Genomic DNA, 15,278 nt, shown 5'->3' with positions numbered 1-15,278 from the left:
ACTCCCATGAGCCACGAAGCCCCTGTCATAGGCGTCCTGGCACTCCAGGGCGACGTCCGGGAGCATCTCATCGCCCTGGCCGCGGCCGACGCCGTGGCCAGGCCGGTGCGGCGTCCCGAGGAACTCGCCGACGTCGACGGTCTCGTCATCCCCGGCGGTGAGTCCACCACCATCTCCAAGCTGGCCGTCCTCTTCGGAGTGATGGAACCCCTCCGCGCGCGCGTGCGGGCCGGAATGCCCGTCTACGGAACCTGCGCGGGCATGATCCTGCTCGCCGACAAGATCCTCGACCCGCGCTCGGGCCAGGAGACCGTCGGCGGCATCGACATGATCGTGCGCCGCAACGCGTTCGGGCGACAGAACGAGTCCTTCGAGGCGGCCCTCGACGTGACCGGCATCGCGGGCGATCCGGTGGACGGCGTGTTCATCCGCGCTCCCTGGGTCGAGTCCGTCGGCGCCGAGACCGAGGTGCTCGCCGAGCACGAGGGCCACATCGTCGCCGTCCGCCAGGGCAACGCGCTCGCCACGTCCTTCCACCCGGAACTGACCGGCGACCACCGTGTGCACGCCCTGTTCGTCGACATGGTGCGCGCGAACCGGGCGGCGGAGTCCTTGTAGGATCTGGGGGTCCCCGGATTCCCAAGGCCCGGGGAGCTCGGACCAGATGGGTTACGCGAAGGAGACAGGCAGATGTCCGGCCACTCTAAATGGGCTACGACGAAGCACAAGAAGGCCGTGATCGACGCCAAGCGCGGCAAGCTCTTCGCGAAGCTGATCAAGAACATCGAGGTGGCGGCCCGGATGGGCGGCGTCGACATCGAGGGCAACCCGACCCTCTACGACGCCATCCAGAAGGCCAAGAAGAGCTCGGTTCCGAACAAGAACATCGACTCCGCGGTCAAGCGCGGCGGCGGCCTCGAGGCCGGCGGCGCCGACTACGAGACGATCATGTACGAGGGCTACGGCCCGAACGGCGTCGCGGTGCTCATCGAGTGCCTCACCGACAACCGCAACCGCGCCGCCTCCGACGTCCGCGTCGCCATGACCCGCAACGGCGGCTCCATGGCCGACCCGGGCTCGGTGTCGTACCTCTTCAACCGCAAGGGCGTCGTCATCGTCCCCAAGGGTGAGCTGACCGAGGACGACGTGCTCGGCGCGGTCCTCGACGCGGGCGCCGAGGAGGTCAACGACCTCGGTGAGTCCTACGAGGTCCTGTCCGAGGCCACCGACATGGTCGCGGTCCGCACCGCCCTGCAGGAAGCCGGCATCGACTACGACTCCGCCGAGGCCAACTTCGTGCCGACCATGCAGATCGAGCTGGACGAGGACGGCGCGAGGAAGATCTTCCGGCTGATCGACGCGCTCGAGGACAGCGACGACGTGCAGAACGTCTTCGCGAACTTCGACGTCAGCGACGAGGTCATGGAGAAGGTCGACGCGTAACGCCGCCGCGAGCCGAGCGGATCCGTCGGGCCGGTGGGACACGTCCTACCGGCCCGACGTCGTTGTCGGTGGCAGCGGATAGCCTGGCGGACGTCGGAGATCACCGTCCACGGACCGCAGCGGCGGTTCAGCCGCGAAGGGGGTAAGGCGCGTGCGGGTATTGGGGGTGGACCCCGGACTGACGCGATGCGGTGTCGGCGTCGTCGAGGGAGTCGCGGGCCGGCCGCTCACCATGCTCGGCGTGGGTGTCGTACGGACGCCCGCGGACGCCGAGTTGGGGCAGCGCCTCGTCGGCATCGAGCAGGGCATCGAGCGGTGGCTCGACGAGTACCGCCCCGAATACGTGGCCGTGGAGCGGGTGTTCAGCCAGCACAACGTCAGCACGGTCATGGGCACCGCCCAGGCCAGCGCCGTCGCCATGCTGTGCGCCGCCCGCCGTGGCATCCCCGTCGCCCTGCACACCCCGAGCGAGGTCAAGGCCGCCGTCACCGGCAGCGGACGCGCGGACAAGGCCCAGATCGGCGCGATGGTCACCCGCCTGCTGCGGCTCGACGCGCCGCCCAAGCCCGCCGACGCGGCCGACGCCCTCGCGCTCGCCATCTGCCACATCTGGCGCGGTCCCGCGCAGAACCGACTCCAGCGGGCCGTCGCTCTGCACACGGCCACAGCACAGACGACACCGAAAGGCCGTACGGCATGATCGCCTTCGTCAACGGCACCGTCGCCGCACTCGCTCCCGACACCGCCGTGCTCGAGGTGGGTGGCGTGGGCATGGCCATCCAGTGCTCGCCGAACACGCTGTCCACGCTCCGGCTCGGCCGGCCGGCCAAGCTCGCCACCTCCCTCGTCGTCCGCGAGGACTCGCTCACCCTGTACGGCTTCGTGGACGACGACGAGCGCCAGGTCTTCGAGCTGCTCCAGACGGCGAGCGGGGTGGGCCCCCGGCTCGCCCAGGCCATGCTGGCGGTCCACGCGCCGGACACCCTGCGCCGCGCGGTGGCCACGGGCGACGAGAAGACCCTCATCGCGGTACCGGGCATCGGCAAGAAGGGCGCCCAGAAGCTGTTGCTGGAACTGAAGGACCGCCTGGGCGAGCCGCTCGGCGCCCCCGTGGTCGGCGCACCGGTCACCAGCGGCTGGCGCGACCAGCTGCACGCCGCCCTGATCGGCCTCGGCTACGCGACCCGCGAGGCCGACGAGGCGGTCGCCGCCGTCACCCCGCAGGCCGAGGCGGCGGACGGCGCGCCCCAGGTGGGCCACCTCCTGAAGGCCGCCCTTCAGACCCTGAACCGCGCCCGCTAGGAGACATCAGTGAACTGGGACGACACGACCGAGGACACCGCCCCGGAGCGGCTGGTCGGCTCTGTCGCCGATGGTGAGGACCAGGCCGTCGAGGCCGCGCTGCGCCCCAAGGACCTCGGCGAGTTCATCGGCCAGGAGAAGGTCCGCGAACAGCTCGACCTCGTCCTGCGCGCCGCACGCGCGCGGGGCGCCACCGCCGACCACGTGCTGCTCTCCGGCGCCCCCGGCCTCGGCAAGACCACCCTCTCGATGATCATCGCCGCCGAGATGGGCGCCCCGATCCGGATCACCAGCGGCCCCGCCATCCAGCACGCGGGCGACCTGGCGGCGATCCTCTCCTCTCTCCAGGAGGGCGAGGTCCTCTTCCTCGACGAGATCCACCGCATGTCGCGGCCCGCCGAGGAGATGCTCTACATGGCGATGGAGGACTTCCGCGTCGACGTCATCGTCGGCAAGGGCCCCGGCGCCACCGCCATCCCGCTCGAGCTGCCCCCGTTCACGCTGGTCGGCGCCACCACGCGCGCGGGCCTGCTGCCGCCCCCGCTGCGGGACCGCTTCGGCTTCACCGCGCACATGGAGTTCTACGAGCCCGCCGAGCTCCAGCGCGTCATCCACCGTTCCGCGGACCTCCTCGACGTGGAGATCGACACCGTCGGTGCCGCCGAGATCGCCGGCCGCTCCCGCGGCACCCCCCGGATCGCGAACCGCCTGCTGCGCCGCGTACGCGACTACGCGCAGGTCAAGGCCGACGGGAGGATCACCCGTGACATCGCGGAGGCCGCGCTGAAGGTCTACGAGGTGGACGGCCGCGGCCTGGACCGCCTCGACCGCGGGGTCCTGGAGGCCCTGCTGAAGCTGTTCGGCGGCGGACCGGTGGGTCTGTCCACTCTCGCCGTCGCGGTGGGGGAGGAACGTGAGACGGTGGAGGAGGTCGCCGAACCCTTCCTGGTGAGGGAGGGACTGCTCGCCCGTACCCCGCGAGGACGGGTGGCGACGCCGGCCGCGTGGGCACACCTCGGTCTCACCCCGGCTCAGGGAAGTGGACAACAGGACCTGTTCGGGGCGTGACGCGGAGGGCCGCGGCGGAGGTGTTGGCAGGGTCAGGAACCCAGGTGCCATGCTGAGCGTTGTTCCATGCGCGCGGACTCGCTTAGACTCCGCCGATGCCGCCGTTGTCGGCAGCACACAACCCCCATCCAACAGGCCGCTCCACCATCGCGGTCGTCCGAAGGAAGTCCGTCCCGTGAGTCCTGTGACCCTCCTCCCGTTCATCGTGCTCATCGGGGCCATGTTCCTGATGACCCGGTCGGCCAAGAAGAAGCAGCAGCAGGCCGCCAGCATGCGTAACGACATGCAGCCCGGCAGTGGTGTCCGCACCATCGGAGGCATGTACGCGACGGTGAAGGAGGTCAACGAGGACACGGTCCTCCTCGACGCCGGTCCCGGCGTCGACCTGCTCTTCGCGAAGAACTCCATCGGTGCCGTCCTGACCGACGACGAGTACAACCGCATCGTCCACGGCATCGAGCACGACCTGAAGTCCGACTCCGACGTCGTCCCGGACGACGCCTCCTCCCTCACCGGGTCCGCCGACGCCGAGACCGACGACTCCGTCGACGAAGCTGCCGCCTCCGACGACAAGGCCGTCGACCTCGGCAAGAAGGACGCGACCGACGAGGTCCAGGAGAAGGAGAAGGCCGCCGACGCCGAGCCGGCCGAGGCCGCCGAAGAGCCGAAGAAGACGACCGACGGCGACTCCGACGCGAAGAAGTAGTCACGTCCCCGGCGCGCACGGGTCCCACCCGCCCGCGCCGGGGCGCGCGCATCTCGCCAGGGGATCCCGACACCATGTCATGGCCGCCGCCGCGCTGACCCGGCGCGAGGCGGCCCGAGAGGGAGTACGAGAAGGTGGCAGCACCTAAGAAGGGCCGGAGCGCGAGTGCCCAGAGCAAGCCAGGGCGCTCGCTGGCCCTGATCCTGATCGCCATCGTGGGGCTCACCGCAGGCATGTTCGCCTCCGGTCACACCACTCCGCGTCTCGGCATCGACCTTGCCGGCGGTACCAGCATCACGCTGGAGGCGAAGTCGGACCAGGGATCCGCGGTCAACAAGGCCAACATGGACACCGCGGTCGAGATCATGAACCGCCGTGTCAACGGGCTGGGCGTCTCCGAGGCGGAGGTGCAGACCCAGGGCAGTCGCAACATCATCGTGAACATCCCCAAGGGCACCAACTCGGAGAAGGCCCGGGAGCAGGTCGGCACCACCGCCAAGCTGTACTTCCGCCCGGTTCTGGCCCAGGAGGCCACCGGCTCCGCCGCCGCCTCGCCGAGCGCGTCCCCGAGCGGCTCGTCCAGCGCCTCTCCGAGCCCCTCGGCGAGCGCCTCCGGCACCGGTGAGAAGGCGACCTCCTCGTCCTCCCCGTCGGCCTCCGCCACCTCGCAGGGCCGCGCCGTCACCGACGCGCTGAAGGCCGACTCCACCCCGTCGGCCTCCGCCGGCACCACGGCGAGCTCCTCCGCCAGCCCGTCGGCCTCCGCGAGCAGCGGCGCCGTCACCGCGGACGACGCCGCGCTCCAGGCCAAGTACGCCGCCCTGGACTGCTCCAAGGAGTCGGTCCGCACCAAGGCCGGCGAGGGCGTCAAGCCCGAGGACACGACCGTGGCCTGCGGTGAGATCGACAAGGTCTGGTACAAGTACCTGCTCGGCCCGGCCGCCGTCGACGGCACCGAGGTCGACAAGGCCCAGGCCGTCTACGACACGCAGACCGCCGCCGGCTGGCAGGTCACCATGGACTTCAACAAGTCCGGCGCCAAGAAGTTCGCCACGATCACCGGCCAGCTCGCGCAGAACACCCAGCCGCAGAACGAGTTCGGCATCGTGCTCGACGGCAACGTCGTCTCCAGCCCGTACGTGAGCTCCTCCATCACCGGCGGCCAGGCCCAGATCTCGGGCAGCTTCACGCAGGAGGAGGCCCAGGGCCTCGCCAACATGCTGTCCTACGGTGCGCTCCCGCTCTCCTTCCAGGAGCAGAGTGTGACCACGGTGACGGCGGCGCTCGGCGGTGACCAGCTGCACGCCGGTCTGCTGGCCGGCGCCATCGGCCTCCTGCTGGTCGTGATCTACCTGGTGGCCTACTACCGCGGCCTCGCGATGATCGCCCTCGCTTCGCTGCTGGTCTCCGCGGCGCTCACCTACGTGCTCATGGCGCTGCTCGGCCCGGCCATCGGCTTCGCGCTGAACCTGCCCGCCGTCTGTGGCGCCATCGTCGCGATCGGCATCACGGCGGACTCGTTCATCGTGTACTTCGAACGCGTCCGGGACGAGATCCGCGAGGGCCGTACGCTGCGCCCCGCCGTCGAGCGGGCCTGGCCGCGTGCCCGGCGCACCATCCTGGTCTCCGACTTCGTGTCGTTCCTCGCCGCCGCGGTGCTCTTCATCGTCACGGTCGGCAAGGTCCAGGGCTTCGCGTTCACGCTCGGCCTGACCACCGTCCTGGACGTGGTCGTGGTCTTCTTCTTCACCAAGCCGCTGATGACGCTCATCGCTCGGCGGAAGTTCTTCGCGAGCGGCCACAAGTGGTCCGGCCTCGACCCGAAGAGCCTGGGCGCCCAGCCGCCGCTGCGCCGCACCCGCCGTCCCGGTGGTCCCGCCGCCGGCCCCGTCGAGACGAAGGAGGCCTGAGCGATGTCGAAACTCGGTAACCTCGGCGCCCGGCTGCACCGTGGCGAGATCAGCTACGACTTCATCGGCCACCGCAAGCTCTGGTACAGCATCTCGATCCTGATCACCATCACGGCCATCGTCGGCCTGGCGGTGCGCGGCCTGAACATGGGCATCGACTTCCAGGGCGGCGCCGTCTTCACCACCGAGAAGACGAGCGTCTCCGTCTCCCAGGCCGAGGAGTACGCGAAGACGGCGTCCGGCCATGACGCGGTCGTGCAGAAGCTGGGCAACGGCACACTGCGCATCCAGATCGCCGGCATGGACATCAAGCAGTCCAACGAGATCAAGACCGACCTGGCCAAGGACTTCAAGGCCGACCCGGAGACGATCACCGCCGAACTGGTCGGTCCCAGCTGGGGCGACCAGATCGCCAGCAAGGCCTGGCAGGGCCTGGCGATCTTCATGGTGCTGGTCGTGATCTACCTGGCGATCGCCTTCGAGTGGCGCATGGCCATCGCGGCCCTCGTCGCCCTGATCCACGACATCACGATCACGGTCGGCATCTACGCCCTCGTCGGCTTCGAGGTCACGCCCGGCACGGTGATCGGTCTGCTGACCATCCTCGGTTACTCGCTGTACGACACGGTCGTCGTCTTCGACTCCCTCAAGGAGCAGACGAAGGACCTCACCAAGCAGACCCGCTTCACCTACAGCGAGATCGCCAACCGCTCGATCAACGGCACCCTGGTCCGTTCCATCAACACCACGGTCGTCGCGCTGCTGCCGGTGGCGGGACTGCTGTTCATCGGTGGCGGCTTCCTGGGCGCGGGCACGCTCAACGACATCTCGCTGTCGCTGTTCGTCGGCCTCGCCGCCGGCGCGTACTCGTCGATCTTCATCGCCACGCCGCTCGTCGCCGACCTCAAGGAGCGCGAGCCGCAGATCAAGGCGCTGAAGAAGCGTGTCCTGGCCAAGCGCGCCCAGTCGTCGGCCGAGGAGGCGCCCGCGCAGACCCGTGGCGACGACACCTACGGCGACGAGCCGGAGGACGCCGAGGCCGCGGTCGTCGGGCCGCGCCACCAGCCCGCGTCCCGGGGCCGGGGCCGTGGCCGTCCGTCGGGCAAGCGCCGATGACCGAGCTCATCGACATCACGGCGCTGCTGCACAGCCGTATCCGTGACGTGGCCGACTACCCGGAGCCGGGGGTGATGTTCAAGGACATCACCCCGCTCCTGGCGGACCCGGTGGCGTTCGCCGCGCTCACCGACGCGTTCGCCGGGATCGCCGAGCGCACCGGCGCCACCAAGGTCGTCGGCCTGGAGGCCCGGGGCTTCATCCTGGGCGCCCCGGTCGCCGTCCGGGCCGGCCTCGGCTTCATCCCGGTACGCAAGGCGGGCAAGCTCCCCGGAGCCACCCTCGGCCAGGCCTACGACCTGGAGTACGGCTCGGCCGAGATCGAGGTGCACGCCGAGGACCTGTCCGCCGACGACCGGGTGCTGATCGTCGACGACGTCCTCGCCACCGGCGGCACCGCCGAGGCGTCGATACAGCTCGTCCGCCGGGCGGGCGCCCGGGTCGCGGGCGTCGCCGTCCTGATGGAGCTGGGCTTCCTCGACGGCCGTCCCCGGCTGGAGGCGGCCCTCGGCGGAGCGCCTCTGGAGGCGCTGCTCACGATCTGAGCGCGGTCTCAGAACCGTCGTACGCCAAGTGGGCGGGCCCGGAGGAATTCCGGAGCCCGCCCCTTGCGTTTCGCCGGTAGACGGCCCTCACATCGGCCTGAAGGCGATGCTGGAGCTCAGGATCGCTACGATGGGTGCTCCGGAGCCTGACCGGGGGACCCGGATCGCGCACGAGGAGCCCTCTTGCCAGACGAGGCCCAGCACCTGACCGCCGCCAAGCCCGAGCCCGCCTCGGGTCCCGCGGCCACGCCCGCGTCGCCCGCGTCGCACGCGAAGGACGACAGCCGTGGGTCGGTCGAGCACGACCGATCCGCGCCCGTCGACAAGCCCGCCGAGCAGCCCCGGCCCAAGCCGGCCCAGCCCGAGGGCTCCTCGGCCGCGCCCGCCGCCCGACCGGCCGCCGCGCAGCCCCCGGCCCGCTCCGGCTCCTCCAACCGCGTCCGCGCACGCCTCGCCCGGCTCGGCGTCCAGCGTCAGAACCCGTACAACCCGGTCCTGGAACCGCTGCTGCGGATAGTGCGCAGCAACGATCCCAAGATCGAGACGGCGACGCTGCGTCAGATCGAGAAGTCGTACCAGGTCGCCGAGCGCTGGCACCGCGGTCAGAAGCGCAAGAGCGGCGACCCGTACATCACGCACCCGCTCGCGGTGACCACGATCCTCGCCGAGCTGGGCATGGATCCGGCCACCCTCATGGCGGGCCTGCTGCACGACACCGTCGAGGACACCGAGTACGGCCTGGAGGACCTGCGCCGCGACTTCGGCGACCAGGTCGCCCTGCTGGTCGACGGCGTCACCAAGCTGGACAAGGTCAAGTTCGGCGAAGCCGCGCAGGCCGAGACCGTGCGCAAGATGGTCGTCGCCATGGCCAAGGACCCGCGCGTCCTGGTCATCAAGCTGGCCGACCGGCTGCACAACATGCGCACCATGCGTTACCTCAAGCGCGAGAAGCAGGAGAAGAAGGCGCGCGAGACGCTGGAGATCTACGCGCCGCTCGCCCACCGCCTGGGCATGAACACCATCAAGTGGGAACTGGAGGACCTCGCCTTCGCGATCCTCTACCCCAAGATGTACGACGAGATCGTACGGCTGGTGGCCGAGCGGGCACCGAAGCGTGACGAGTATCTGGCCATAGTGACCGACGAGGTCCAGGCCGACCTGCGCGCCGCCCGTATCAAGGCGACCGTGACCGGCCGCCCGAAGCACTACTACAGCGTCTACCAGAAGATGATCGTCCGCGGCCGTGACTTCGCGGAGATCTACGACCTGGTGGGCATCCGTGTCCTCGTGGACACGGTCAGGGACTGCTACGCGGCCCTCGGCACGGTGCACGCGCGATGGAACCCGGTCCCCGGCCGGTTCAAGGACTACATCGCGATGCCCAAGTTCAACATGTACCAGTCGCTGCACACGACGGTCATCGGCCCCAACGGCAAGCCGGTCGAACTCCAGATCCGCACCTTCGACATGCACCGCCGCGCCGAGTACGGCATCGCCGCGCACTGGAAGTACAAGCAGGAGGCCGTCGCCGGCGCCTCCAAGGTGCGCTCGGACCAGCCGAGGACCACCGGCAAGGACGACCACCTCAACGACATGGCGTGGCTGCGGCAGCTCCTCGACTGGCAGAAGGAGACCGAGGACCCCGGCGAGTTCCTGGAGTCCCTGCGCTTCGACCTGTCGCGCAACGAGGTCTTCGTCTTCACGCCCAAGGGTGACGTGATAGCGCTGCCGGCCGGCGCCACGCCCGTGGACTTCTCGTACGCGGTGCACACCGAGGTGGGGCACCGCACGATAGGAGCCCGCGTCAACGGACGCCTCGTCCCGCTGGAATCGACCCTGGACAACGGCGACCTGGTGGAGGTCTTCACCTCCAAGGCGGCCGGGGCCGGGCCGTCCCGGGACTGGCTGAACTTCGTGAAGTCGCCGCGCGCCCGCAACAAGATCCGGGCCTGGTTCTCCAAGGAGCGCCGCGACGAGGCCATCGAGCAGGGCAAGGACGCCATCGCGCGGGCGATGCGCAAGCAGAACCTGCCGATCCAGCGCATCCTCACCGGCGACTCGCTGGTCACGCTGGCGCACGAGATGCGCTACCCGGACATCTCCTCGCTGTACGCGGCGATCGGCGAGGGCCATGTGGCCGCGCAGAACGTCGTGCAGAAGCTGGTGCAGGCCCTCGGCGGCGAGGAGGCGGCCACCGAGGAGATCGACGAGACGGTCCCGTCCCGCACCCGTGGCCGCAAGCGGCGCAGCAACCAGGACCCCGGTGTGGTCGTCAAGGGCGTCGACGACGTCTGGGTCAAGCTGGCCCGCTGTTGTACGCCCGTGCCCGGCGACCCGATCATCGGCTTCGTCACGCGGGGTAGTGGTGTATCGGTTCACCGCAGCGACTGCGTCAACGTGGAGTCACTGTCCCGCGAGCCGGAGCGCATCCTCGAGGTCGAGTGGGCGCCCACCCAGTCCTCGGTCTTCCTGGTCGCCATCCAGGTCGAGGCCCTCGACCGCTCCCGCCTCCTCTCGGACGTCACCCGGGTGCTGTCCGACCAGCACGTCAACATCCTGTCCGCGGCGGTCCAGACCTCCCGCGACCGGGTGGCCACCTCCCGCTTCACCTTCGAGATGGGCGACCCCAAGCACCTGGGGCACGTCCTGAAGGCCGTACGCGGCGTGGAGGGCGTCTACGACGTGTACCGGGTGACATCGGCGCGCAGGCCGTAACCGAGCACACGAGAGGCCCCCGTACGCGATGTACGGGGGCCTCTTCGCTGTCCGGGCCGCGGTCGCGGACGCCGGTCGGGAGGATCTCAGCCGCCGAACTCCTGGAGGCCCTTCAGAGCCTGGTCCAGCAGCGCCTGACGGCCGTCCAGCTCACGCTCCAGCTTGTCGGCCCTCGCGGAGTTGCCCTGGGCACGCGCCTGGTCGATCTGCGTCCGCAGCTTGTCCACGGCGGCCTGGAGCTGACCGGTCAGACCCGCGGCACGCGCGCGTGCCTCCGGGTTCGTCCGGCGCCACTCGGCCTCCTCGGACTCCTGCATCGCCCGCTCCACGGCGTGCATCCGGCCCTCGATCTTCGGGCGGGCGTCGCGCGGGACGTGGCCGATGGCCTCCCAGCGCTCGTTGAGCGAGCGGAACGCCGCACGCGCCGTCTTCAGGTCACCGATCGGCAGGAGCTTCTCGGCCTCCTCGGCCAGCTCCTCCTTGAGCTTCAGGTTCTCCGTCTGCTCCGCGTCCCGCTCGGCGAACACCGAGCTGCGGGCGGCGAAGAAGACGTCCTGGGCGCCGCGGAAGCGGTTCCACAGGTCGTCCTCGTGCTCGCGCTGGGCGCGGCCCGCGGCCTTCCACTCCGCCATCAGCTCGCGGTAGCGAGCCGCCGTCGGACCCCAGTCCGAGGAACCGGACAGCGCCTCGGCCTCGGTGACCAGCCGCTCCTTGGTCCGGCGGGCCTCCTCGCGCTGCGCGTCCAGCTGCGCGAAGTGCGCCTTGCGGCGCTTGGAGAACGCCGAGCGCGCGTGCGAGAACCGGTGCCACAGCTCGTCGTCCGACTTGCGGTCCAGCCGCGGCAGACCCTTCCAGATGTCCACCAGCGACCGCAGCCGCTCACCGGCGGCCCGCCACTGGTCGGACTGCGCCAGCTGCTCGGCCTCGGTGACCAGGTCCTCCTTGGCCTTGCGGGCCTCGTCGGACTGCTTGGCCCGCTGCTGCTTGCGCTCCTCGCGCCGCGACTCGACGGTCGCCACCAGCTTGTCCAGCCGGTCCCGCAGCGTCTGAAGATCACCGACCGCGTGGTGCGCGTCGACCTGTTCGCGGATGTGGTCGATCGCGACCTGGGCGTCCTTCGTCGACAGATCGGTGGTCTTCACTCGCTTCTCGAGGAGGCCGATCTCGACAACCAGGCCCTCGTACTTGCGCTCGAAATAGGCCAGCGCCTCCTCGGGGGAGCCTGCCTGCCAGGAACCGACCACCTGCTCGCCGTCGGCCGTACGCACGTACACGGTCCCCGTCTCGTCGACGCGGCCCCACGGGTCGCTGCTCACAGCGCCTCCTCCACATGATGCCTCCGAGGGGCTTCAGCGCCCCTGGGCATCGTCCACAGTTTCGTCACGGCCAACATAGGCGACCGGCGGGCCGCCTGTCCGCATCCAGCGCGACCGAAATTGCGCAGTTGACCGCCCCTTGGTCGGCGGATCGCCGTCAGGATTTCGTGACCGTCGCCTTGTTGATCACGACCGTCGCGTTCGGGGCTCCGTCACCGGCTCCCGTGTTCTCGCCCGCGGCGGCGATCTTCGCCAGGACCTTCATGCCGTCGGCCGACACGGTCCCGAAGGGCGTGTAGCTCGGCGGCAGCTGACTGTCCTGGTAGACGAGGAAGAACTGGCTCCCGCCGGTGTGCGCCTGACCGGTGTTGGCCATCGCGATCGTGCCCGCCGGATAGATGTTGTTCTTGAGGCTGGTGTCCTTCAGGTTCTCGTCCGGGATGGTGTAGCCGGGACCGCCGCTGCCGCTGCCCGTCGGGTCGCCGCACTGCAGCACGTAGATGCCGCTCGTGGTGAGACGGTGGCACTTGGTGTGGTCGAAGTAGCCCTTGCCGGCGAGGAAGCTGAACGAGTTCACCGTGTGCGGCGCGGCCTTCGCCTTGAGCGCTATGCCGATGTCCCCGCACGTCGTCGCGAGCGTCATCGTGTACTTCGCCGACTTGTCGATCGTGACCGCCGGCTCCTTCTTCCAGGTCTGCGTCTTGACCGAGCCCGCGGCCGCCTTCTCGCACGGGTCCTTGGCGGCGCTCGGCGTCGCCGACGGCGTCGTCTCCGAGCTCGCGTTCGCCTTGTCGTCGTCCTTCATGACGCCGGTCGTGTACAGCGCCACACTGCCGATGATGATCACGCCGAGGACCGACGCGATCACCGAGTTGCGCGCACGCGCCTTGCGTCGCGCGGAGGTGCGCCGCTGCTGTTGCCGCAAGAACTTCTCCCGGGCGAGCTGACGCTTCCGCTGTTCCTGGGTGACCACCGGGTTCTCTCCTCGTGCGTCTCGTACGTCGACTGGGACGCGTGCGTCTTGTGAGCCGACCGCCTGCGTGTGCCCCGTACCGTATATGGGTTCGCTGAGGAAACGGCAGCGCCGGTAGGCTCTGACCACTGGCGCAGCGGCCCAGAAGCCCACGCGTATCGACACAAACGAAGGACGATCGTGCTCATTGCCGGGTTCCCCGCCGGGGCCTGGGGGACGAACTGTTATCTCGTCGCCCCCGCCGCCGGTGAGGAGTGCGTGATCATCGACCCGGGCCACCAGGCGGCCCCAGGAGTCGAGGAAGCGATCAGGAAGCATCGGCTCAAGCCCGTCGCCGTCGTCCTCACGCACGGCCACATCGACCACGTGGCCTCGGTCGTTCCCGTGTGCGGAGCGCACGACGTACCGGCCTGGATCCACCCCGAGGACCGCTACATGATGAGCGATCCCGAGAAGGCGCTCGGCCGGTCCATCGGGATGCCGCTGATGGGCGAGCTGACCGTGGGGGAGCCGGACGACGTCCGTGAACTGACCGACGGCGCCGCGCTGGACCTGGCGGGCCTGGAGTTCTCCGTCGCCCACGCGCCGGGCCATACCAGGGGGTCGGTGACCTTCCGGATGCCCGAGACGGCCGACGTCCCGTCGGTCTTCTTCTCCGGGGATCTGCTGTTCGCCGGCTCCATCGGACGCACCGACCTGCCCGGCGGTGACATGGCCGAGATGCTCGACTCGCTGGCCCGCGTGTGCCTGCCGCTCGAGGACTCGACCGTGGTGCTGTCCGGACACGGCCCCCAGACGACCATCGGCCAGGAGCGCGCCACCAATCCGCATCTGCGGCAGGTGGCGGCCGGCGGCCAGGGAGCGGGTTCGCACACCCCTCCCCGACGAGGAATGTGACGAGAGACCTTCCGTGAGTACCTTTCAGGCCCCCAAGGGCACGTACGACCTGATTCCGCCGCGCTCCGCGAAGTTCCTCGCGGTACGCGAGGCGATCGCCGCCCCGCTGCGCAACTCCGGCTACGGCTACGTCGAGACGCCCGGCTTCGAGGACGTCAACCTCTTCGCGCGCGGGGTGGGCGAGTCCACCGACATCGTCAGCAAGGAGATGTACGCCTTCGAGACCAAGGGAGGCGACCGGCTGGCCCTGCGCCCGGAGGGCACGGCGTCCGTGCTGCGCGCGGCCCTGGAGGCGAACCTGCACAAGCAGGGCAACCTCCCGGTCAAGCTCTGGTACTCGGGCTCGTACTACCGGTACGAGAAGCCGCAGGCGGGCCGGTACCGGCACTTCTCCCAGGTCGGCGCCGAGGCGATCGGCGCGGAGGACCCGGCGCTGGACGCCGAGCTGATCATCCTGGCCGACCAGGCGTACCGGTCGCTGGGGCTGTGCGACTTCCGCATCCTCCTCAACAGCCTCGGCGACAAGGAGTGCCGCCCGGTGTACCGGGAGGCGCTCCAGACCTTCCTGCGGGGTCTGGACCTCGACGAGGAGACGCTGAGCCGTGCGGAGATCAACCCGCTGCGGGTCCTGGACGACAAGCGCGAGGCGGTCCAGAAGCAGCTCGGGGACGCCCCGCTCCTGCGCGACTACCTCTGCGACGCGTGCAAGGCGTACCACGAGGAGGTCCGTGAGCTGATCACGGCGGCGGGCGTGGTCTTCGAGGACGACCCCAAGCTGGTCCGCGGCCTCGACTACTACACCCGTACGACCTTCGAGTTCGTCCACGACGGACTGGGCTCCCAGTCCGCGGTGGGCGGCGGCGGCCGCTACGACGGTCTCTCCGAGATGATCGGCGGCCCCGCGCTGCCGTCGGTGGGCTGGGCGCTGGGCGTCGACCGTACGGTGCTGGCGCTGGAGGCGGAGGGCGTGGAGCTGGAACTGCCCGCCGCGACCTCCGTGTTCGCCGTCCCGCTCGGCGAGGAGGCCCGCCGGGTGCTCTTCGCGAAGGTCACCGAACTGCGCAAGCTCGGCGTCGCGGCCGACTTCTCCTACGGCGCCAGGGGGCTCAAGGGCGCCATGAAGAGCGCCAACCGCAGCGGGGCCCGCTACACGATCGTCGCCGGCGAACGCGACCTCGCCGAGGGCGTCGTCCAGCTCAAGGACATGGAGTCCGGCGAGCAGCGGGCGGTCGGCGTCAACGAGATCGTGGCGGAACTGGAGTCGAAGCTGGGCTAGCGGGCGCGCGA

Annotated in this window: 14 protein-coding genes; 12 read left to right on the top strand and 2 right to left on the bottom strand. The window is 69.9% G+C overall.

Features of this window, described 5'->3' with window-relative positions; translation table 11 throughout:
* Window positions 1-6: 6 nt before the first annotated feature.
* The 10 genes from pdxT to ABT070_RS41495 all read left to right on the top strand — a co-directional run bounded on the left by pdxT (window position 7) and on the right by ABT070_RS41495 (window position 10,805).
* Window positions 7-618 carry a pyridoxal 5'-phosphate synthase glutaminase subunit PdxT gene (pdxT, locus tag ABT070_RS41540; RefSeq protein ID WP_351768162.1) on the top strand — a complete coding sequence of 204 codons (612 nt, stop codon included), beginning with the start codon at window positions 7-9 and terminating at the stop codon, window positions 616-618.
* Window positions 619-690: 72 nt separating this feature from the next.
* Window positions 691-1,443, top strand: coding sequence for a YebC/PmpR family DNA-binding transcriptional regulator (locus ABT070_RS41535; RefSeq protein ID WP_351768161.1), 753 nt, complete (start codon window positions 691-693; stop codon window positions 1,441-1,443).
* A 151-nt stretch (window positions 1,444-1,594) separates the two neighbouring features.
* A complete protein-coding gene (ruvC, locus tag ABT070_RS41530) occupies window positions 1,595-2,143 on the top strand; it encodes a crossover junction endodeoxyribonuclease RuvC (RefSeq protein ID WP_351768160.1) in 549 nt (182 codons plus the stop codon).
* Window positions 2,140-2,745: a Holliday junction branch migration protein RuvA gene (ruvA, locus tag ABT070_RS41525; protein WP_351768159.1), complete on the top strand. Its 606-nt coding sequence runs from the start codon at window positions 2,140-2,142 to the stop codon at window positions 2,743-2,745. Before ruvC ends, ruvA begins: the two co-directional genes overlap by 4 nt.
* A 9-nt stretch (window positions 2,746-2,754) precedes the next feature.
* Window positions 2,755-3,813, top strand: a complete 1,059-nt coding sequence (ruvB, locus tag ABT070_RS41520; RefSeq protein ID WP_351768158.1) for a Holliday junction branch migration DNA helicase RuvB — start codon at window positions 2,755-2,757, stop codon at window positions 3,811-3,813.
* Window positions 3,814-3,988: 175 nt separating this feature from the next.
* Complete coding sequence (gene yajC / locus ABT070_RS41515) at window positions 3,989-4,519, top strand: preprotein translocase subunit YajC (protein ID WP_351768157.1); 531 nt, start codon at window positions 3,989-3,991, stop codon at window positions 4,517-4,519.
* Between the two features lie 134 nt (window positions 4,520-4,653).
* Window positions 4,654-6,429: a protein translocase subunit SecD gene (gene secD / locus ABT070_RS41510; RefSeq protein WP_351768156.1), complete on the top strand. Its 1,776-nt coding sequence runs from the start codon at window positions 4,654-4,656 to the stop codon at window positions 6,427-6,429.
* Between the two features lie 3 nt (window positions 6,430-6,432).
* The gene (gene secF, locus ABT070_RS41505) at window positions 6,433-7,545 is read left to right on the top strand and encodes a protein translocase subunit SecF (RefSeq protein WP_351768155.1); all 1,113 of its coding nucleotides are present in this window, start codon (window positions 6,433-6,435) and stop codon (window positions 7,543-7,545) included.
* Window positions 7,542-8,090 (top strand): adenine phosphoribosyltransferase, encoded by a 549-nt coding sequence (locus tag ABT070_RS41500; RefSeq protein WP_351768154.1) that lies wholly within the window; start codon window positions 7,542-7,544, stop codon window positions 8,088-8,090. Before secF ends, ABT070_RS41500 begins: the two co-directional genes overlap by 4 nt.
* 183 nt (window positions 8,091-8,273) lie before the next feature.
* Window positions 8,274-10,805: a RelA/SpoT family protein gene (locus ABT070_RS41495; RefSeq protein WP_351768153.1), complete on the top strand. Its 2,532-nt coding sequence runs from the start codon at window positions 8,274-8,276 to the stop codon at window positions 10,803-10,805.
* Window positions 10,806-10,891: 86 nt separating this feature from the next.
* Here the strand turns inward: ABT070_RS41495 and ABT070_RS41490 are convergent, their stop codons facing one another.
* Together ABT070_RS41490 and ABT070_RS41485 are read right to left on the bottom strand one after the other, a co-directional pair.
* Window positions 10,892-12,121, bottom strand: coding sequence for a DUF349 domain-containing protein (locus ABT070_RS41490; RefSeq protein ID WP_351768152.1), 1,230 nt, complete (start codon window positions 12,119-12,121; stop codon window positions 10,892-10,894).
* A gap of 157 nt (window positions 12,122-12,278) precedes the next feature.
* On the bottom strand, window positions 12,279-13,094 hold the full coding sequence (locus tag ABT070_RS41485; protein WP_351768150.1) for a peptidylprolyl isomerase: 816 nt from the start codon (window positions 13,092-13,094) through the stop codon (window positions 12,279-12,281).
* Between the two features lie 180 nt (window positions 13,095-13,274).
* Here ABT070_RS41485 and ABT070_RS41480 point away from each other — a divergent pair, with 180 nt between their 5' ends.
* Both ABT070_RS41480 and hisS read left to right on the top strand, forming a co-directional pair.
* Entirely contained in the window at window positions 13,275-13,991 is a 717-nt protein-coding gene (locus ABT070_RS41480) for an MBL fold metallo-hydrolase (protein ID WP_351768148.1), read from the top strand.
* Window positions 13,992-14,004: 13 nt separating this feature from the next.
* Window positions 14,005-15,267, top strand: coding sequence for a histidine--tRNA ligase (hisS, locus tag ABT070_RS41475; protein WP_351768146.1), 1,263 nt, complete (start codon window positions 14,005-14,007; stop codon window positions 15,265-15,267).
* Window positions 15,268-15,278: the final 11 nt, after the last annotated feature.

Origin of the sequence: Streptomyces sp. NPDC002884, assembly GCF_040295245.1 — a bacterium.
GTDB lineage: Bacteria > Actinomycetota > Actinomycetes > Streptomycetales > Streptomycetaceae > Streptomyces.
This window is presented reverse-complemented; position numbering and strand designations above follow the sequence as displayed.